This is a genomic window from Runella sp. R0.1_18 (assembly GCF_057652155.1).
In genome coordinates, this window is sequence record NZ_JBYFCK010000020.1 from 76,939 (window position 1) to 98,362 (window position 21,424).

15 protein-coding genes are annotated in these 21,424 nt (G+C 43.6%); 5 read left to right on the forward strand and 10 right to left on the reverse strand.

What is annotated here, in order from left to right:
* Positions 1 to 258: 258 nt before the first annotated feature.
* The 3 genes from AC23P2_RS25515 to AC23P2_RS25525 all read right to left on the reverse strand — a co-directional run bounded on the left by AC23P2_RS25515 (position 259) and on the right by AC23P2_RS25525 (position 3,322).
* Positions 259 to 1,344: a FecR family protein gene (locus AC23P2_RS25515; RefSeq protein WP_487775811.1), complete on the reverse strand. Its 1,086-nt coding sequence runs from the start codon at positions 1,342 to 1,344 to the stop codon at positions 259 to 261.
* 136 nt (positions 1,345 to 1,480) lie between these two features.
* Positions 1,481 to 2,065: an RNA polymerase sigma factor gene (locus AC23P2_RS25520; protein ID WP_183976207.1), complete on the reverse strand. Its 585-nt coding sequence runs from the start codon at positions 2,063 to 2,065 to the stop codon at positions 1,481 to 1,483.
* Between the two features lie 108 nt (positions 2,066 to 2,173).
* Positions 2,174 to 3,322: a Gfo/Idh/MocA family protein gene (locus AC23P2_RS25525; protein ID WP_487775812.1), complete on the reverse strand. Its 1,149-nt coding sequence runs from the start codon at positions 3,320 to 3,322 to the stop codon at positions 2,174 to 2,176.
* A gap of 202 nt (positions 3,323 to 3,524) precedes the next feature.
* Between AC23P2_RS25525 and AC23P2_RS25530 the strand changes: the two genes are divergently transcribed.
* Positions 3,525 to 4,730 carry an MFS transporter gene (locus AC23P2_RS25530; protein WP_487775813.1) on the forward strand — a complete coding sequence of 402 codons (1,206 nt, stop codon included), beginning with the start codon at positions 3,525 to 3,527 and terminating at the stop codon, positions 4,728 to 4,730.
* 173 nt (positions 4,731 to 4,903) lie between these two features.
* Here AC23P2_RS25530 and AC23P2_RS25535 read toward each other — a convergent pair whose 3' ends face one another.
* The 3 genes from AC23P2_RS25535 to AC23P2_RS25545 all read right to left on the reverse strand — a co-directional run bounded on the left by AC23P2_RS25535 (position 4,904) and on the right by AC23P2_RS25545 (position 8,528).
* Entirely contained in the window at positions 4,904 to 5,614 is a 711-nt protein-coding gene (locus tag AC23P2_RS25535; RefSeq protein ID WP_028524608.1) for a tetratricopeptide repeat protein, read from the reverse strand.
* 85 nt (positions 5,615 to 5,699) lie between these two features.
* Positions 5,700 to 6,398: an MIP/aquaporin family protein gene (locus AC23P2_RS25540; protein ID WP_487775814.1), complete on the reverse strand. Its 699-nt coding sequence runs from the start codon at positions 6,396 to 6,398 to the stop codon at positions 5,700 to 5,702.
* 72 nt (positions 6,399 to 6,470) lie between these two features.
* Positions 6,471 to 8,528 (reverse strand): outer membrane protein assembly factor BamB family protein, encoded by a 2,058-nt coding sequence (locus tag AC23P2_RS25545; RefSeq protein WP_487775831.1) that lies wholly within the window; start codon positions 8,526 to 8,528, stop codon positions 6,471 to 6,473.
* Positions 8,529 to 8,646: 118 nt separating this feature from the next.
* Between AC23P2_RS25545 and purB the strand changes: the two genes are divergently transcribed.
* A complete protein-coding gene (gene purB / locus AC23P2_RS25550; protein WP_487775815.1) occupies positions 8,647 to 9,990 on the forward strand; it encodes an adenylosuccinate lyase in 1,344 nt (447 codons plus the stop codon).
* 48 nt (positions 9,991 to 10,038) lie between these two features.
* On the opposite strand, the gene AC23P2_RS25555 is transcribed toward purB, so the two are convergent.
* Positions 10,039 to 10,968: a carbon-nitrogen hydrolase family protein gene (locus tag AC23P2_RS25555; protein ID WP_487775816.1), complete on the reverse strand. Its 930-nt coding sequence runs from the start codon at positions 10,966 to 10,968 to the stop codon at positions 10,039 to 10,041.
* Positions 10,969 to 10,988: 20 nt separating this feature from the next.
* Positions 10,989 to 12,218, reverse strand: a complete 1,230-nt coding sequence (locus tag AC23P2_RS25560) for an ROK family transcriptional regulator (RefSeq protein WP_487775817.1) — start codon at positions 12,216 to 12,218, stop codon at positions 10,989 to 10,991.
* A 353-nt stretch (positions 12,219 to 12,571) separates the two neighbouring features.
* On the opposite strand from AC23P2_RS25560, the gene AC23P2_RS25565 reads away from it, so the two are divergent.
* From AC23P2_RS25565 to AC23P2_RS25575, 3 genes are all read left to right on the forward strand, one after another.
* Entirely contained in the window at positions 12,572 to 15,889 is a 3,318-nt protein-coding gene (locus tag AC23P2_RS25565) for a SusC/RagA family TonB-linked outer membrane protein (protein WP_487775818.1), read from the forward strand.
* Between the two features lie 18 nt (positions 15,890 to 15,907).
* Positions 15,908 to 17,503 carry a SusD/RagB family nutrient-binding outer membrane lipoprotein gene (locus tag AC23P2_RS25570; RefSeq protein ID WP_487775819.1) on the forward strand — a complete coding sequence of 532 codons (1,596 nt, stop codon included), beginning with the start codon at positions 15,908 to 15,910 and terminating at the stop codon, positions 17,501 to 17,503.
* 133 nt (positions 17,504 to 17,636) lie between these two features.
* Positions 17,637 to 19,130: an FG-GAP repeat domain-containing protein gene (locus AC23P2_RS25575; RefSeq protein WP_487775820.1), complete on the forward strand. Its 1,494-nt coding sequence runs from the start codon at positions 17,637 to 17,639 to the stop codon at positions 19,128 to 19,130.
* 77 nt (positions 19,131 to 19,207) lie between these two features.
* Here the strand turns inward: AC23P2_RS25575 and AC23P2_RS25580 are convergent, their stop codons facing one another.
* Both AC23P2_RS25580 and AC23P2_RS25585 read right to left on the reverse strand, forming a co-directional pair.
* Complete coding sequence (locus tag AC23P2_RS25580; RefSeq protein ID WP_487775821.1) at positions 19,208 to 20,050, reverse strand: sugar phosphate isomerase/epimerase family protein; 843 nt, start codon at positions 20,048 to 20,050, stop codon at positions 19,208 to 19,210.
* A 62-nt stretch (positions 20,051 to 20,112) separates the two neighbouring features.
* A complete protein-coding gene (locus AC23P2_RS25585) occupies positions 20,113 to 21,420 on the reverse strand; it encodes a Fic family protein (RefSeq protein WP_487775822.1) in 1,308 nt (435 codons plus the stop codon).
* Positions 21,421 to 21,424 lie beyond the last annotated feature (4 nt).

The following is a 21,424-nucleotide window of genomic DNA, read 5'->3' on the forward strand; positions in this document are numbered from 1 at the left end:
ACAGTTTGCGCTTTTTTGGTAAACTTTCCATACATTTGGTTTGGTTTTAGTTCAAGATTTTTTGGACAAAGTCCCTCCTAGCACCCGAGAAATCGGGTAGTTGCAGCACAACAAAATGGAGGGGATAAAACTACAAGTCGGTAATGTTGCGACCATTGCCGACTTCGTTTTTAAAGGAGTCAGGTAGTTATGGAGACATAGAGTTCGGTTTAAGTTTAAGATAGTTTAGTAGAGAGGAATAGCATTAATGTTCACAATTTAGGGACACCCACGACCCGAAACCACAACTTCGGTTTCGACGATTTCGTAACGCGCTCCAATGGTTTTGCAGATGATGGTCAGCTTCGTAAAAAGCGATTCATCTCCCAAAGGCGCCGTGACGGAGCAATTTTTCATTACTTCTGCATCATACACAATATCGACGCCATAGGCAGTTTTAAGGCGTTGGAATACCTCAGCTATGGGCGTGTTTTCAAAGGTAAAATCGGGGGTTTCTACAGGTTTTGTAAGAATCGTAGGTTTTTCCACCAATGCTTTGTTAAACTTCTCCATTTCTCGCTCAAAAGTGGCTTGCTGATTGGGTGTCAAATACAAACTCTGCACTTGATAATTGGCATTTTGCTCCGATTTTTTCAATTCTGAGAGCGAATACACCATCACCTTCCCCGTTTTTACCGCCACTATCACTTCTTTGTCTTTGGCGTAAGCCCGCACCGTAAAACTAGTCCCCAATACCCGCGTCACTAGGCCATTGGCATACACATAAAAAGGTTGGGAGGGATTACGAACCACGTTAAAGAAACCTTCCCCCGTCAAAAATACTTCGCGCTTGTCGCCCACAAATTTTTCAATAAAACTCACTTTACTCCCCTTTTTCAGCACCACAGTACTGCCATCGGGCAAAGACGCCGTATAATCGGCATTAGTGTTATTAATCACTTCTACTTTTGCATTCTTTGTGGCGGTGCTGTTCAGTGTTGAAGTTGCTACCGTTACTGGTATCTTTGGTACAAACGTGGCCCAAAACCATACGCCTATTCCCAAAACCACCACTGCTGCTGCCACCTTTCCCCACCAAGGAAAAAATAAACGAGGCTGTTCTTGCACTTGGCTTACTACTTTGGCTACTTCAATGGAAATTTCATCGTCGTTGATAGCCGTCGGTTGGTTTTTAAGGGCTTCCAACAACTGCCTTGCTTGCTTCACAATTTCTTTTTTTTCAGGGTGTGCTTCCAGCCAAAACTCCCAAAATGCCGTATGCTTGTCCGACTTACCTTTGACCCACGCGCCAAAGGATTCGTCGGTTATAAAATCTTCTACCTCGAATTTACTATAATCTATCATAGAAAAAATAGTACTTATTACTGCCTTTATAAGGTATATCTGGCCGTTGGCGGTCTATACTCATCAAAGACAAAATTTATTATGCAAAAGAGAAGGTATTTCTCAGGAGGGAGAAATTTGGGGTGTTAACAAATTGTCAACACCTGGCCAGAATGAAATAGAGGGTCGTGAGAAAGAAGCGATTTTTGAGCAAACGGAGGCCATTATGGAGCAAATTGGCTACTGACTGCCGATGGATGTTCATTACCTCTGCAATTTGGTCATTGCTGAGGTCTTGGTAAAATTTCAAGAACAATACTTCTTGCTGCCGCTTGGGAAGATTTTTGAGGTGTAATTGCAGCTTGGCATTCATCTGCTGCGATGATTCTGCCGAAATGATAAACGATTCTTCGGGCTCCATAAACTCCAGTTCATCAAACTGGCCATCGGCTACCCGCAGGTGTTGTTTTTGGAGTTCTTTAAATAAGCTATTTCGAATGATTTTGAGTAAGTACAATTTCGCATTTTCGTCGGGATTGATGTGAGCTCTTTTTTGCCACAACACCAATAGCGCATCTTGAATGACATCTTTGATAAGTTCACGGTCTTTGGTGAATTTACGGCCATAGTCAAACAATATCCGATAATAATGCGTCGAAATTTGCCCAAACGCATTTGTGTCTCCCGATTTCAGGCGATCCCACAGCTCTCGCTCATCAAGATGTACTTGCGTCAATTTCATTCAAATAGCGAATCATGTTTTTCTGATTTAAGAGGTAACTAATGATGGTTGATTTTCAAAATAACATCCTGTACAACAAACATATACAGGATGTTATACTAGGCAATTTTATCCTTTAAACTTAACCCATTTACTATTGCTTTTTCCCGAAGCGATGACCGTTTCGACAAATTGCATTCCACGAATACCGTCTTCGATGGTTGGGAAATCTAAATCAAATTCATTGGGTTCTTCGCCACTCATGCGCTTACGTACCGTACGAGCAAAATTGCGATAAACGTTGGCAAAAGCCTCCAAATACCCTTCTGGGTGACCAAACGGAATGCGTGAGTGGGCATTGGCTGAGTCCGACAATTGCCCCACCGATGGCTGATAAATCTGATAACCATCCGTGCTTTTGTGGTGTAAATATTGAGGTGTTTCTTGGTGCCAGTGCAAACTGCCTAATTCCCCGTAAATGCGAATATTAAGGCCATTCCAATCGCCATTACAAATTTGGCTACAATGCAAAATTCCTCTGGCGCCATTGTCAAAACGAAGCAAAACGTTGGCGTCATCATCCAACACACGCCCTTCTACCACGCGGCTCACGTCGGCACACAATTCCGTTATTTTCAATCCTGTGATGTATTCGGCGAGGTTTTCTGCGTGAGTTCCGATGTCACCCACTGCGCCTGCAATCCCTGAGCGTTTTGGATCGGTACGCCATTCGGCTTGTTTCGACCCGTCCTTTTCGACAGGAAACGATAACCAGCCTTGCGGGTATTCAACCACTACTTTACGAATCGAACCGATAGCCCCGTTTTTGATACGTTGACGCGCTTCTTTCACCATCGGATAACCCGTATAATTATGGGTTAAGGCAAAAGTCAAGCCCGTTTTTTCAACAATTTCTTGCAATTTTCTAGCCTCACTCAACGAAAACGTCACGGGCTTATCACAAATCACGTGGAAGCCATTTTCGAGCGCCATTTTAGCTGGGGCAAAGTGCATGTGGTTGGGCGTGACAATCGACACCACGTCCATGCGGTCTTTACGGCGTTTTTCTTTTTGAATCATTTCTTTGAAATCACCATAACAACGCGACGGATCAAGCATGAGGTCTTCACCCGACGCTTTCGACTTTTCGGGCGTTGAGCTAAACGCACCGCATACTAGGTCAATCTCACCGTCGATAGCAGCCGCAATTCGGTGTACCCCTCCAATGAAAGCCCCACGGCCTCCACCAACCATGCCCATTCTAATTTTTCGAGCCATATTTTTAATTTTTAAATTTGGTGTTTTAGTTACAAGGTTAGTTTGATTCTGTCATTTTCGCCATTCACGAGCGAAGTACTTTTACATTCCCAAAGTAAAAAAAAGCCTTTTTCTCACGAAAATTGGGTAAAAAAAATCGTATCCATACTTTAGTCCACTGGAAGTAATATGTTTCATACCCTTCAACCAAACCTTTCAAACAATGATTAACAAAGACAGATTGTTTTACGGTAGTTGCTTTGCGCTGATTACCACTGCGTTCTCGTTCAGTATTCGTGCAGGTATCCTAGAGCAGCTAGCCAACCAGTACGGCTTCACGGGCGAGCAACTAGGAACTATCAACTCCATGTGGTTCTTAGGTTTCCCCATCTCCATGATTGTTGGAGGTTTAATTTACAACTCAGTAGGTGGTAAAAAAATCATGCAGTTTGCATTTTTGGCCCACACTATCGGTATCTTGTTAACAATTTTTTCGGGTGGAAACTACATGACCTTGTTGATTTCAACCCTTCTTATTGGTTTGGGCAACGGCTGTACAGAGGCTGCTTGTAATCCAATGATTGCCGACTCTTACGAAGGCAATAAAATGAATGCCATGTTGAACAAATTCCACATGTGGTTTCCAGGTGGAATTGTGATTGGTTCGTTGATTTCTAAATTTATGACTGAAGCCAACACTGGTTGGGAAGCACAAATTTGGATTATTCTTCTTCCAGCTATTATTTATGCTTATCTTTTCTGGGGACAAGCGTTTCCAAAACCAAAAACCGAAGCTGCTGCTTCGATAGGAGAAAACATCAAAGCAATGCTTTCACCTTTGTTCATTTTCATGTTTGCTTGTATGGCCTTAACTGCTATTTCAGAATTTGGCCCTCAGCAGTGGGTAGGTTTGATTTTGAGTAAGTCAGGCGCTGACCCAATGTTGCTTCTTGCGATTACGACAGGTACAATGGCCGTAGCTCGTTTCTTTGCAGGGCCAGTGATTCATAAAATCAGCCAAACGGGGGTTTTACTTGTTTCGGCCATTTTGGCTACCATTGGTTTGTTCTTATTGAGCAAAGTAACAGGTGGAACTGCCTACGCTGCGGCTTTTGTATATGCTTGCGGTATTGCTTATTTCTGGCCAAACATGGTTGGATTCGTTGCAGAAAAAATCCCTGCCAGTGGTGCGCTTGGCATGTCGGTGATTGGTGGTGTCGGGATGTTCTCAAGCTCTATTTTCCAACCTATCATTGGCGGCTGGATTGACAGCGCCAAAACAGAAGCAGCTGCTCAAGGTTTCCAAGGCGATGCGCTTGAACTAGCCGCAGGCCAAGCGACATTGAGTACCATGGTTACATTCCCTGCTATTCTTATCGTGGCATTTATCGGTTTGTACTTCTGGACCAAAAACCTTAAAAAAGCGTAAGTATCTATTAACAGTTAACCGTTATTTGTTAACTGTTAATAGATACTTACGAATATTACATCAAAAAAGCCTCGCCGATTGATTCAGCGAGGCTTTTTTGATGAGTAAATTATAATTTTCTGTTATCGGGTTGTGAGCAACCCTCATCTCTCATCTCTCATCTCTCCAGATACTTATTTACAATTTTGTTCTAGTGCTTCTTTCGCGGCAGGATAACCGAGTTTATCGGCCTGTTTGAGGTTAAGACAACCTGCTTCTTTTTGCTGCTCCATCAATTGGGCTACGCCCAACGCGTGGAAAGCCTTGCCAAACTTTGCATCACTTTTTACGGCGTTTTCAAACTGAATAACAGCTCCTTTGAAATCGCCTTTTTGAAACACAATATTTCCTTTGTTGTAATACGCCAAGGCATTTTTTGAATCCAACACAATTGCCTTGTCGAAATCATTGAGCGCTCCGTCCATTTGCCCCATTGCGGCCAAAAGTTGACCCCGATTCACAAACAACTCGGCATTTTTGTCTTCCAGTCGAATCGCCTCTGCATAGTCTTTTAAAGCACCTTCGGTATCGTTTTGGGCTACTTTTAGCATCGCACGGTTGTAATAAGGACGATAATAATCGGGCTTTACCTTGAGCGCTTGTTCATAATCCAACAATGCGTTTTGGAATTCTTTCAATTCGTAATAGACGACCCCGCGCGCGTTGAGGGCTTCAAAATTGCCGTTATCGCGTTCGACGGCTTTGTTCAAAAAGGGCAATGCTTCGCTAAATTTGCCTTCTTTCATTAACTCTTTTCCTTTTTCCAGCATACCCGCCGACGAGAAACTACAAGCCTGAAAAAGAACGACAAGCACTCCTAATGTTATGGTGATAAGGTATTTCATTGATTTTTGGTTGATTTTACGCCGCCAAAGATACAGGTGAAACACCGTGATACCAATTTAATAAACACAAATGAGCAACAAGCATTTAAAGCAACAAAAGACCCGCAATCACCGCCCCTACAATCGGGCCTGCTACTGGAATCCACGAATATTGCCAATCAGAATCGCCTTTGCCTGCAATGGGCATAATGGCATGAACAATGCGAGGGCCTAAGTCGCGGGCAGGGTTAATGGCATAGCCCGTCGTTCCTCCCAATGAAAGACCAATCGCCCAAACTAAAATACCTACGGCGAAAGGGCCTAAGCCCGTAGTCACTGCCCCAATGCCTTTGATACCAACCAGAAGAACGATTGTTCCGAGGACTTCACTAAAGAAATTTGAACCCGTCGCACGAATGGCAGGCTCTGTACAAAAAGTAGCCCGCTTGGCTCCTTTGTCTTCAGTACGTGCGTAATGCGGTAAATGAAACAGCCACACGGTAATCGCGCCCAACATGGCTCCTATCATCTGGGCCGTGATATAACTAACAACTTTACTGTATTCGTTTTTGGCAATGGCCATTCCAACTGTAACGGCGGGGTTTAAATGCGCATCGTACCCACCAAAAGCTTGGGAGACAAACACGCCCATCGTCACGGCAAAAGCCCAGCCTGCGGTAATGACAATCCAGCCGCCATTGTTGCCTTTGGTATCTTTGAGAACAACGTTGGCAACCACACCGTTGCCGAGAATAATAAGCACCATCGTGCCCAAAAGTTCACCTAAAAAAGGAGAAGGAGTCATCAGAATTTTTAGTAGTTAGAAGGTTAAAGGATCGTTGGGATTAGTTTTTTCGCAATTAAGTACAAATTTATCTTATGGCAATGCAAAGGCGACGTATTTGTCGCCCGACTTTGTTTTCAACTTTCCTCCGCCACAGGCAATGACCACGTACTGTTTACCATTTGCTACGTAAGTACTCGGTGAAGCATAACCCGCCGCTGGCAGTTGGGTTTGCCATAGTATTTTCCCCGTTTTTTTATCAAAAGCCCGTAAACGCTCGTCACGGGTTGCGGCAATAAAAAGCAATCCGCTCCCAGTCACCAGCGGCCCACCATAGTTGTCCGTTCCTGTAGGTGCAATTCCCTTGGCGGTTAGTTCTGGATATTCGCCCAACGGCACTTGCCAAAGTCGTTCGCCCGTATTCAAATCTGTAGCCGTCAATGTCCCCCACGGAGGAGCACTAATGGGATAACCGTTTCGGTCGTACCAACGGTTGTAACCCGTATGCTGATACGGAATGACGCCTTTTTGTGAGCTAGCTACCTGAGTATCTTGCTGTTTTTGAAACAAAAAATCGACAATTGCTTTGTTTTCTGCCGCCGAGAGATGCACAAACGACGGCATCATGGCACGGCCTTTGGTAATCAAATTTTTAACGGCCTCTTCCGAAAGTCGTTTTGAAACAGTCAACAAAGAAGGGTACGAGCCATCGTGGTTTCCTCGGCGGTCTTCACCGTGGCACGCCGAGCAATACTGACGATACAATTGTTTTCCCGTGGTGGTTTTTGCGTTTGACTCTTGCTTACGAGACACGAGCGAAGTGTAAACAGGAATTTCTTTGGAGGGAATATACATCACTCCTTGCGGGTCGGTGGCAGCACCGCCCCACTGCCCACCGCCGTCGGTCCCAGGAAAGAAAATCGTCATGTCTTTGCCAATAGGGATATAAGCGCTCCCCGTACGGGCTTTCCGAATCAACGCCACCAGCGAATCACGGTCAGCAACGAAAGAGTTCAGGTCTTTTTCGGTAAAACTTTGTCGGGCAAAATAGGTCGGTTTGAGCGGAATAGGCTGCGTTTTTGACGGAAACTCACCCGCCACGGCGTCAAACGTGAACGTTCGATTTTCGATAGGGAAGAGCGGTTTTCCACTCACTCGGTCAAACACAAAAATGTAGCCTTGTTTGGTGATCTGTGCTACGGCGTCAATTTTTTTTCCGTTTTGGACAACCGTCACCAAATTGGGAGGAGCGGGCACATCGCGGTCCCAAATATCGTGACGTACCAATTGGTAATGCCAAAGTCGCTTTCCTGTTCTTACGTCCAAAGCCAGTAAACAATTGGCAAAAAGATTGTCGCCTTTTCGATTACCGCCATAAAAATCGAACGCCGCCGAACCCGTAGGGGCGTACAAAATCCCGCGTTGGCGATCAAGCGCCATTCCTGCCCACGAGTTTGCTCCTCCAATGTTCTGTCGGGCTTGGGCGGGCCAAGTTGTAGCGCCCATTTCTCCCACATCGGGAATGGTTCGAAACGTCCAAATACGTTTACCCGTTCGCACGTCATACGCTCGAATATCGCCAAGTAAAGCCGATTCACTTTCCGACACCCGCGTTCCGACAATGATTTTATCCTCAAAAATGGCATTGGGCGTATTTGAAACCACGTAATCGTCGGCAGTAGCGCGTTCAATGCCTATTTTTAAGTTAATTCGACCCTTTTCTCCAAACGAAGAGCGAAGTTTTCCCGTAACGGCATCCACGGCATATAGCCATTTCCCCGCCCCAAAAAAGATTGTTTTTTCGCTTCCTTCTGCCCAATAACTTACTCCACGGCTCGTTGTTCCTTCCGTCTCAGTCACGTTCGTTTTCCAGAGCTCCTTCCCCGTCGTAGCATCCAGTGCAAACGCCTGGGTATTGGCCGAAACACCGTACAAAATACCATCAATCACAATGGGGTTGCACTGCATTTGGGTACGGTGAAAAACCGTATCAGCCCCACCCGAGGCATACGTCCAAGCCACTTTAAGCTGGTTTACATTTTCGGCCGAAATTTGACTTGCTTCCGAATAGTGACTTCGCGCCGCGTTTCCGTTGTATTCTGGCCAATCCAACGACGAATCATTTGCTTCACGGAAAGCCAATAATGCCATAAGCCCTCCTGCTATACCAAGTAGAATGCGATGTTTCATACTTCCAAAAGCATTTTCGAGCGTTTTCTACCAAATCTTTGGCAGGGATGGCGTATCTTTGCATTTTAGTAACCAAGCTATGCAATTAAATACCCTCACAGCTATCTCGCCTATCGATGGACGTTACCGTCGTCAAGTTGAAAAACTCGCCCCTTATTTTTCGGAATTTGGGCTTATTCGCTACCGAATTCGCATCGAAGTCGAGTATTTTATCGCCCTTTGCGAACTTCCCCTTCCTCAATTGGAAGGTTTCGACAAAACCATTTACGCCGACTTACGTGCTTTGTATCTTGAATTTACGGAAGCTGATGCTTTGCGAATCAAAGAAATCGAGTCGGTCACCAACCACGACGTAAAAGCCGTAGAGTATTTCATCAAAGAAAAACTCAAAGACAAGCAGCTTGATTCGTACTTGGAATTTATTCACTTTGGACTTACGTCTCAAGACGTCAACAATACCTCTATTCCACTTTCGCTCAAAGAAGCCATTACGGACGAAATTTTACCAACATTCGAAGAAGTTGTTGTCAAACTCAAAGCCTTGGCCGAAGAATGGAAACACATTCCGATGCTGGCCCGTACGCACGGCCAACCTGCCTCGCCTACGCGCTTGGGCAAAGAATTTGGGGTGTTTATCGAACGTCTTGAAAAACAACTCTTGATGATTCAGGCCATCCCTTACGCCGCAAAATTTGGCGGGGCAACGGGTAACTTCAACGCACACCACGTGGCTTATCCCGACATTGATTGGGTAGCGTTTGGAAATACCTTTGTGAACGAAACCTTGGGACTGTCGCGCAGCCAATTGACGACCCAAATCGAGCATTACGACATGCTTTCGGCGTTGATGGATACGTTTAAACGCTTAAATACCATTCTCATCGACCTCGACCGTGATGTTTGGACCTACGTTTCGATGGAATATTTTAAGCAAAAAATCAAAGCGGGAGAAGTGGGCTCGTCGGCCATGCCACACAAGGTAAACCCCATTGATTTTGAAAATTCAGAAGGAAATTTAGGCATTGCCAACGCGGTTTTTGAGCATTTGTCGGCCAAACTTCCTATTTCTCGCCTCCAACGCGACCTGACCGACTCGACTGTCCTTCGTAACCTTGGTGTACCGCTTGGGCATACCATTATTGGTTTGAAGGCATTGTTGAGAGGATTGGGTAAACTTGAATTGAACGAAACCGCTTTCTACGCCGACCTCGACAACAACTGGGCAGTGGTAGCCGAAGCCATTCAAACCATTTTACGTCGCGAGGCTTACCCACAACCTTACGAGGCGCTCAAGGCCCTTACGCGTAAAAACGAAAAAATCACCTCCAATACCATTGCTGAGTTTATCGACTGCCTCGAAGTATCGGATGCCATCAAAGAAGAACTACGCGCGATTTCGCCTTTTAGTTATACGGGAGTGTAGCGTGGTTTGCGTGGTGCAGGTTATGAGCAACCTGCACCACGCATCTTATTATATTCTACAAATGGGTGGTTGCCCCTTCACTTCCAACGAAAAAACGTCGGGACGTGCATAATGCCCGACCACGTCAAAATCAAGTTTGCTTTTGGCCAATACCGAGAAATCTAACTCGGCCGTCAGCAGCCCTTCTTCGTTCCAAAGTGGCCCCGCTAAGACTTCCCCTAAAGGTGAGATAATCACACTTCCACCTGCGCTCATGATCTCGGGTTCTTCCTTTAAATCTTCTTGGTAGCGTTCGGGGTAATCCGATTTTCGTACAAACTGGTTGGCTGCCAACACAAAACAACGCCCTTCCAATGCTACGTGTAGCATGGTAGATTGCCACGATTCGCGGGCGTCGGCTGTAGGAGCCAAATAAATTTCGACCCCTTGCTGGTACATCGACATGCGCGCGAGGGGCATATAATTTTCCCAACAAATCAGCCCTCCTACTCGACCCACTTCAGTATCAAACGCCATGAGTGTGCTTCCATCGCTTTCTGCCCAAATGTACCGCTCAAGCCCCGTTGGTTTTAATTTCCGATGTTTGCCCACCAGCACCCCATCTTGGTTAAAGTAAAACAAAGCACAATGCAACGACCCACCGACGGGCTCGCGTTCGGTTACGCCCAACGCCACATACATGCTTGCTTTGCGAACAGCTTCGCCTATTTTCTGAACTTCTTCTGAGTCGGCTTCGATGCTATTTGCCCAATAGTCGAGCCAATGCGCGCGGCTTTTGTCCGTTCGACGGCCAACGCGAGAATCAAAATCGAGCCCGCGCGGATAACAAGGAATAAAAGACTCGGGAAAAAGCAGCAATTCACACTGCGATTTGGCCGCCTTTTCTATCCATTCAATGACCCGTTCGACGGTTTTAGCCTTATCAAAAAGAAAAGGAGTTGCTTGCACAACCCCTACCTTTACTTGTTTAAAATTCATCGTACTCAACGACAGGGAATCTAATTATTTTCAATCACTTTTTCTACCACGTACGCTTGCGTTCCTAGCCATTTGGCTTCTTGCCCAAGTTGAGAAATAACCACGTTCAGGTTACTTCTAAAATCCGTCAAGCAGTATTTGTTGATGGCTTGTTCGATGGGGTTTGTAATAAACGCACCCGCCTTAGCCACAATCCCATCCACGATAATGATTTCTGGGTTGAACAGATGAATGGCAATAGAGAGCCCTTTACCTAGCTCCATCCCAATTTCGTGAAGAATATCAATGGCAAAAGAATCACCTTGCCAAGCCGCGTCAATGATAATTTCGGCGTCGATTTTCTCAATATCCATTCCCGACAAGCGCGAGATACGACCATCGTTTAATCCTTTTTTGATACGACGCAACAAAGAAGCTGCCGAAGTGATGGTATCCAAGCAGCCCACTTTTCCGCAATGGCAAAGCTCTCCGTTGGGTACTACTTGGATGTGCCCGAGCTCACCCGCAAAGCCCGATGCCCCTTGAAAAACTTCTCCGTTGAGAATAACCCCAAGCCCCACGCCCCAATCTATATAAATAGCCAACACATGGTCTTTTCCTTGGGCCAACCCAAAGCGGTGTTCGCCAAGGGTGGTGGCTTTGGTATCGTTGATGACATACACAGGAAATTTAAAATGCCTTTCGAGCAACGTCCCAAACGATTGGTCGCCTTGGTTCAGGCTACGGTAGGTAAAGTTAAATCCCTTACGGGCATCCACCAACCCTGCCACCGAAATCCCCATCGCCATAAAATCATCATGACGAATATTGGATTCATTGATTACATCTTCGGTAGCTTCAATCAGCGCACCCAAAAACTTGGAAGAATCTTCTAACTTCATGTCGAGGTCTCTCCGAAATACCATTTCGTTTTTGAGATTCATCACCAGCACTTTAGTATCGTGCGTATTTACGTCCAATACCAAAACATAGTACCGCTCGGTACTTAGACTAAACAAAACGGGCTTACGGCCTTGTTTTGTCACGCCCGTCCCCACGGGTACAATCCACTTTTCTTCCACCATTTCCTCTACAATACTCGTCACGGAAGGAACACTGCTGTGAATTACTCGGGCCAACTCTGCAATAGAAGATGTACCAGAACGATAAAGTTCGATTAATATACGTCGGCGATGCAGGTTCTTTTTATAGTCAACGACCGATGTTCTAGGTAAGATATCGAGTTCTGAGGATGTAGTGGGCTCAAACATGCTAAAATAAGTAGAATATAAGGAAACGCTAAATTAGTTTATTTTATGGATATAAATATAATATTAATTTTTTTTACTTATTATCCTTATTTAAAAATATTTTTTTATTAATATTCATTTGGATTAATGAAATTATTGTTAACATTGTAAAAAATTTCCTAATTTAAGATTCATACAACTCTAACCAAACCCATTTTTTCTTTTTTTTTAATTAAAGCCCGACTACTTATTTACACCAATGAATGGTCAGCTCTACGTCCCCAAATCTCTTATTTTGAGGTTTTTACACTCGCAACCAATTTTCACCAAGAATCCCTTTCTTATTTATTTTCAATTTTAACCTCCATTACCAAATGAAACACAAATTACTTGCACTGATTGTCTTACTGACAATGATAGGCGGCTCTGTTTTCGCGCAAACGATTACAGGGAAAGTAACATCCCAGACTGATGGGCAGCCACTACCAGGTGTGTCGATCATCGTAAAAGGAACAAATGCTGGTACGACTACCGACGGAAACGGTAAGTTCAGTCTTCAAGCTTCTTCCAAAACGGCCCTAGTATTTTCGTATATTGGATTCAAATCCCAAGAAATCCTTGTTGGTAATCGCTCAAGTATTGACGTTGTACTTCAAGAAGATGCATCTCAGCTCCAAGAAGTAGTAGTAACTGCACTTGGGATTGGCAAAGAACAGCGTGGATTGGGTTATGCCACTGCGACTATTAAAAGTGATGCCCTCGTAAAAGTAGCTTCCCCTAACTTCGCAGCAGCGCTTTATGGGAAAGCACCAGGTGTAATGATCAATGCTACGCCAGGTGGAGCTACGAGTGGAGTAAGCATTAGCATTCGTGGTTTTAGCTCAATTACTGGTAATACTCAGCCACTTATCATTTTGGACGGTATTCCTATTCGTAATGGAGAAGCTAGAAATACCGACTATTGGGGTGACCAACGTATTCGTGGAAATGGTCTATTGGACATCAACCCAGCTGACGTTGAAAATATTTCCGTACTTAAAGGTGCTTCCGCAGCTGCCCTCTATGGTTCAGAAGCCGTAAATGGGGTTTTATTGATTACAACAAAAAGCGGAAAAGGTAAAAAAGGCTTAGGCGTTGATTTTAACGCAAGCTACAACGTGGACAAAATCGCATACCTTCCTCGTTATCAAAACGTAAGAGGCCCAGGCTATCCTTTAAATTACAATAACGGTGGTCAGGATGCTGCTGGTTTCATTTATTACGATACCAACGGAGATGGCACAAAAGAAACACGTGGTTTGCTTGGTGCTACTGTTAACTTCGGACCAAAATTTGACGGCCAACCTGTTATGTCTTGGGATGGTAACATTAGACCTTATTCACCTTCTAACAATAGCTACGGTGATTTATTCCAAAATACATCTAGCTCTAACGTAAGCCTTGCGGTTTCAAAAGTATCTGACAATTCAAATGTTCGCTTTTCATTTACGCGTCAAGACAATGGAATGATTAGCTACGGTGCTAAAAACAGCAAGAATATTGCCAACCTTAACGCCAGCTTTAATCCTCACAAGAAATTGAAAACGGATTTGATGGTGAATTTTGTTAACCAATACACGCATAACCGTCCTTTCAAAGTAGATCGTATGATCAACAACTTTACGGGGATGATGGACCGTTTTGAGTCAGCGGATTGGTACAATGCCAAATACCAAACTAGCCTTGGCTATAAGTTTGTAAATGGTGCGGGAACTCAAAGCTTAACTCCGCTTGAAAACATTAGATACAATGGTTTCAAAGGAGATATTGCGGATTATGTATGGAACGTACGTAAAAATTCATCGGACGAATACAGCAACCGTGTTATTGCCAGTATTACCCAAAACTGGGACATCGTTAGCGGCTTAAACCTAAGAGGACGTATTGCAACTGACCTCACTTCGGAACGCATCGAAAACAAAAACTACAGCACAGTACCGCTTGCGTTTGGATACAGTGGTGGTTTTTCAATGAACAACAATTTATACAATAGTGTATATGGCGATTTGCTTTTGACCTACTCGAAAAAACTGAATGAAGACATGACAGTTTCGGTAATGGGAGGTTATACTGCCAAACGTGAATTAAATACAGCGTTAAGCCGCAGAACTGAAGGTGGCTTAAGTACCGAAAACTTCTTTGACTTATTGGCCTCTGTAAACACTGCCCTTGGTGACCAAAGCCGTATTCGTTCTATCAGAGATGCCTATTTAGGAACATTGAACTTCGATTATAAGAACATTGTGTTTGTGGAAGGAACATTGCGTAGAGACCGCACTTCTACCTTAGCTCCAAACAATAATACATTTGTCTATCCTTCTGTTAACGCAAGCTTTGTGTTCTCTGATGCGTTTCAATTACCTGCTTTTGTTAGCTTCGGTAAACTTCGTGCATCTTATGGGGTAGTGGGTAACTATCCACCAATATATGCTGCAAACGTAGCGTATAACCAAGGAACACTTAATATTCAACAAACGGGAGGGAGTTCTGTATTATATACAGTCCTTAGTTCTAATTATGGGAACGACCTAATTCGTCCAGAACAAAAACGCGAAATGGAGTTTGGGGTTAATGCAAAATTCTTCAATAATCGTTTAGGTTTGGATATTTCATATTACAATGCACAAATTGTTGACCAGATTCTTCAATTGACGATTCCTGCTTCAACTGGTGCTAGATCTATTCTTGCCAACATTGGTACGCTTAGAAACAAGGGATTGGAAATCGGTATTAATGCAAACATCATCAGAGGGAAATCTGCTACTGATTTGAACTGGGATGCTACATTGAACCTTGCCAAGAACGTCAACAAAGTAGAAAAACTTGCTAACAACTCTACTGAGCTATTACATGCCGATTATGATGGTAACGCAGCTCAGCTAAGATCTGTCGTAGGTCAACCTATGGGTGATATTTATGCGCACGGAATCCTCCAGAAAGATGGTAAAAATGTAGTAGGCCCAAGTGGTTTGTATCAGCTTGACCCAGCATGGAAAAAAGTAGGTAATGCCATGCCTAAAGTTGTGGGTGGTCTTATCAATAGCGTTAGCTACAAAAACTTCAACCTAGAAGCAGTAGTTGATTTCCGCATCGGAGGAAGTATCATGCCAACAGGTATCAACTGGATGACATCACGAGGATTAACCCAACAAAGCTTAGGAAGCATGGATGCCGAACATGGTGGACTTAGCTACTATGTAAAAGACGGAAAAGGAATCCCAACAACAGCAAACCAAGGCCCTAACGGAGAGACTGTTTACCACGATGGTATGTTGATGGACGGGGTTCTTGCAAATGGAGAGAAAAACACAAACATCATTTCGCAAGCTGTTTATTACAACAGTACATACAACTGGGGAGGCCCTCAATATAGTAACTCACGCTATGAGTTGTACGTAACTGAAAACACGTACGCTAAAATGAGAGAGCTTTCATTTGGCTATACTTTACCTTCGTCAATTGCCTCTAAAATTGGTGCTCAAAACCTGACCTTGTCTGTATTCGGCCGTAACTTGTTCTTTTTCTACAGAACAATCAAAGACTTGGATGCAGAGCAAACAAACGCAGGTACTCGTTGGACGGACAACGTAAACAACGCGGGGAACAACCCAGCTTTCCGTACAACAGGTGTAATGTTAAGAGCCAGTTTCTAATTTTAAATGAACAAGATAATGAAAAAAATATCATCCATTTTGCTGTCAGGACTCCTTCTATTTGCGATGTCTTGCAAAGAGTCAGAATTCATTGAAGCTTACCCAGACCCATCAAAACTTTCAACTACAACCATTGAAAAACAATTCACTGGGATGTTGCAATCAAACAAAGATTACGTCCTTCCTGGGTATCGTTTCTACTTTGTTACACTTCGCACCACTATCAACCACTACGTACAAACAACGGGTTGGGTAAATGGTGAAGGTCAATATATCCCTGGGTCGTCAGGTGTTGAAGATGTATGGTTTAATTACTATAACACTCTTGCGCAATACCGTGAACTACAACGGGTTTTTGCCCAACGCCCTGCTGAAGAGCAAAAAGAGAAGAAAATTTTTATGCTCGCCGCAACCGTTTACATGTATGACTATACCCAAAAATTGGTTGACGTACACGGCTCTATCCCTTTTAGTGAGGCGGGTATGCTAAGTGCAAAAAGTGGTGATTATGCTAACGCACTTCCAAAATTTGATTCAGCACAAGAGCTTTATACAAAAATGTTGGACGATTTGAAAAGCATTGCTACAGAATTGAACGGAATTACACTTGGTTCAGGTTATCAAAAATCATTCACAATTCAAGATTTTGTGAACTATGGTGATTTGAATGCTTGGAAACGCTATACGAACTCACTTCGTCTTCGTATGCTCAACCGCGTATCTGATGTAGAAAGTTTGAAAGCGCGTTCAAATTCAGAAATTGCCGAAATTTTGGGCAATCCAACGACCTACCCTGTCGTAGAAACAAATGCACAAAATATTCAAATGAATGTCTTTGATCTCAATTCGCCTATCAATTCAAAAGGATTTAGAGATGCACTTGAGTCTGGCGCTTCTTGGTACATCAATTTCGCAGGAAAGAAAATGATTGACCACATGAAAACAAATGCCGACCCTCGCTTGCCGATTATTTTCCAACCAGGCGCTAATGCCAATGGAGAATATTTGGGAATTGATCCAACCGCAAATGCCACTGTACAAGCAACCTTAGCCAGCGATGGTATGGCAGCCCTTTACAATCGCGTTACTTTCAGTGGGAATAACTTTTTCCCTGGCGTGTTAATCAATGCTGCCGAAGTAAGTTTGATAAAAGCTGAATACTATTTGAGAACTAATAACGATGCCAAAGCTCAAACAGCTTACGAAACGGGCATTGACCAATCGGTGAATTTTTACAACAAGATATTGTCATTGAGTAACAATATTATAGGTGAAAAAAATATTCCCGTTGCGGCTACAGCTGCCCAAATTACGGCCTACCTTGCAAAAGATGGTGTAAACTGGACAAAAGCAGGTAGTTCTGCTAATAAGTTGGCTTTAATAGCTGAACAGAAATGGTTACACTATAACATCACCCAGCCATTTGAAAACTGGTCTGATGTAAGAAGACTTGATTTGCCTAAATTTAATTTTGTGCCAGATAACTCCAACAATCAAACATTGCCTCCGTATCGTTGGACTATCCCTAGCAACGAAATTACTTATAACCCCAACTATTCGGCGGTTAAAGCTCAAGATAATCTAACTACCAAACTTTTTTGGGATGTTAAATAGTACTTTTAACCATGTATGCAGTATTCATACATTAAAAATACAACGTTAGAGTTGAACTTTGGTAAGTAGTTAGAATTCCGAGATAGTTTTTATCTCGGAATTTTTTTTATTTTTCGATTCAAATTTCTCCCCTATGACTTCTAAAATTACGGGACTACTCATTACACTCTTTTGGGCAACAAATGCTTTTTCGCAAGGGAAACAACTTGCTTTAATGCATTGCCAGGGTTGTCATTTGTATCCTGAACCAGCGTTGTTAGACAAAAAAACGTGGGCGAACAGCGTACTTCCCAACATGGGACTTCGGTTGGGTATCAAAGACGCAGGTAAAAATCCGTACGAAGACCTCAACCCCAAGGAAGAAGCCTTATTGCGGCAAGCAGGTACGTATCCCGAAATACCACAATTGTCGCAAGAAGCGTGGAAACAGATTGTTGATTTCTACGTACAAACTGCCCCCGAATCGCCATTGCCACAGCCCAAACACGCTCCCATCCTACCGACATTGTCGCAATTTGAAGCCGTCGAAGTAAAAGTTCACGACAAGCCCATTCCACAAACGTCGCTGCTCAAGTTCAACCCGAAAAATGGTATTTTGTACGTGGGTGATGCCCAAAATGAACTGTACGAAGTCGATTCACTTCTTCAGCTACGAATGGCTTGGAGCGTCGATAGTCCACCGTCTGCTATTTCATTTCCTCTCAACGCCCCTCCCCGCTTACTCACGATAGGGTCGTTTCAGCCTTCTGACCAAGCATTGGGCAAATTAATTGTTCTTGATACGGCCGTGGCCAACGCTACCCTCTATTTTGACGCCATTCAGCGAGGGGTGGACTTTGCAACGGCCGACCTCAACCAAGATGGACAAGAAGACGTCGTGATTTGTCACTTTGGAAATAATACGGGAAAACTGGCGTGGTACGAAAGTATATCGCCCGACAAAGAACACATACTACTGGCGCTACCTGGTGCGCGCAGGGTGGAAATCAGGGACATGAACCACGACCAAAAACCCGACATTGTGGTGCTGATGGCACAAGCACGAGAGAGTATTCGCATTTTTTACAACCTCGGCAAAGGCCAGTTTAGGGAGAAGATTGCACTGCAATTCCCCCCTGTGTATGGGGTAAGCTATTTTGAATTCGTGGATTTTAACAAAGACGGTGCTTTGGACATTTTATTGACCAACGGCGATAATTGGGATTATTCCGCCATTTCTAAAAACTACCACGGCATTCGACTTTTTCTGAACGATGGAAAGGACAATTTTAAAGAAGCATGGTTTTATCCACTCTACGGCACAAGCAAGGCCATGGCAAGGGATTTTGACAGGGACGGCGACATCGACATCGCCGCTATTTCGTTTTACGACGACCTCGACCAACCCGAACAAGGTTTTTTGTATTTTTCCAACAAAGGGAATTTTCAATTTGATGTCTCAAGCACTCCTGCTGCTGCCGCAGGAAAATGGCTCACTTTAGAAGCCGCCGACATCGACCGCGACGGCGATACTGACATCGTTTTAGGCTCTTATTTTCACAATGTGGGGGAATTAACAAAGCTCATGTTCAAAGGGATTCTGTCCACTCCCCAACTTCTTGTTTTGAAAAATTTGCATAAAAAATAAAAGGGGTTGGATATTGACCAAAGCCCTACCCAACCCCAATTACTTATTGCTGACAGTAGTCCGCTAACCGCAGGTTACTACTTACGGCTCGCTTGACACACTCCTTTGAAATACCCCACCGATTCGGCGATACCTGCCAACGGGTCTTTCATATCCTTTTCGTACTCAAGGCTACAACTTCCGCTGTACTTGATTTTCCGAAGCATGGCCACAAACGCAGGTACGTCGATGATACCGCGTCCAAGTTCACAGGTTTTTCCTTCTTTAGAAGCCGCTGTTACGTTTTTGAGGTGAATGTCAAAAATACGGTCAGCGTATTTTTTGAGATCGGCAATTGGATCATCGCCAAAACGCGCATCGTGACCCATGTCAAAACATAGTCCCATACGTGGGTCTAAGTTTTTGACGGCATTGATAACTGACGACGCATTTGGCCACAATTTAATGTCGGGTCCGTGAATGTGAATCGCGTAACGCATGTCATATTCCTTCACTTTTTTGTCGATATACGGCAACAACTCTTCGTTCGGTACGCCCACAATCAGCTTTACACCTACCCGTTTGGCATATTCAAAACCATTGTCGATTTCTTGGGTCGTTTTCATATAAATCGGCCCCACGGCATAGCCCGTTACGTTAGAGGCTTTGAGGGTGGCATGAAACGCCGCAATTTGTTCGTCGGTGCTATTAAATGGCAAGTGAAAATCTTTGATACACAGGTAGTGAACGTCCACCTTACGCATCATTTCGAGGGCTTGGTCTAGTTTGAAATGCACAAAACTATAGCCTGCAATTCCTAGCTTGAACAAATCTTCTTTTGCTTTGGGCGTGCTCGCATTTTCGTGCGCCATCGCGGGTGCAACTGCCCCAAGCGCCAAAGCGCTACTTGCTTGTTTAAGAAACTTTCTACGGTTATTCATCTTTTTCTCTGGTACTTTTTTCTTTAAGAAAGGCAAAAAAGGGAATCAGATACTGTTTTGAGTTATTTTGTTTTATCATCAATGAACTGTTTATGCCTTTGCAACTCATACTTGACAAAATCCGCTATTTCTTCCTCAAGCAATTGTTCACCGTAGTTTTTCTCCTGCGACTTCTTTTTATCATAGGCAATGACAAAGTAGGAATTAGGCCCTAACATGATAGAAAGTTGCGAAAAAAAATCAAAATTCCCGTAGTCAGCGTACCTAAAAGTATCGAAATGTGTTAATATATCAAAATCTACAGTTGTATCATCTATCAATGGCCTGATGCGATTTAAAGCAATGTTGAGGTCGTCAGAACTGGTTTGGGTTGATTGAAAATAAAAAGTAGTCTTGATATAAAACTTCTCAAATTTTTTTAAGCTAACATAGTATTTCTGAAAAAGAGGAACGATGCTGTTGTCAAATAAATCCAAAATCACTTCCTGATTCTTCTCGATTTGGGATTTATTCTTGTTCAATCTCGCCTCCAACAAGGCAAGCTCTTTATCCAAATCATCGTTTTCTTCAATCGATCCACCCTTCGCCCCACGAATCATAATTTCAAGTGACCGTACAAGGTTCTTGGCAATGTGTTCAACAAAAGCCGACAGAACTCCGCTATCAGCAAGTTGTAATGCTGAAAAATAATCTCTTTTTTCTTCGGTTTTGATAATCACTGGCGGAAAGCCAAACTTCATCAATATAAAATTCATGAGAATACGCGCTGTCCTTCCATTCCCATCGTCAAATGGATGAATACGAATAAATCGGTAATGAAATTCGGCCGCCAATAGCAATGGATTGGTAGCTGGGTCTTCCGCTTTTTCACGGTACCATTCCACCAATGCAGTCATCAAAAAAGGGGTTTCTTCGGGAGATGCAAAATAGAAAATTTCACCCGTTACTGTTTTAATATGATTGGGCAACATCTTATACTTACCAACTTCAATGACTTTCGTTGTAGGCAACCCATCGGGAGTAATGGCACTCACGCTGTACGATTTTTTAAGCAGCAACTTATGAATTTGCCGAATCAATGTCTCCGTTAATGGGTAATCACCTTTGACAATTTCACTAATATGTTCAATTGCTTCATTATGCCCCTCTATCTCCAAATGGTCTTGCAAAGGTTTTCCCTGTGCGGTAAGTCCAAACATGATGAGTGCTTTGGTTTCGCCATAAGTAAGCGAATTACCCTCTAAGTTGTTGGAGTGGTAATTCCAGTCCAACCGAAACTTTTGCATGATTCTCTTCTCCTGCTCCCCACTTATAGGTCGGAGGGCATCTAACTCTGCCTTCAAACCTATCGCCTGTTCAATTACATTCATGTTC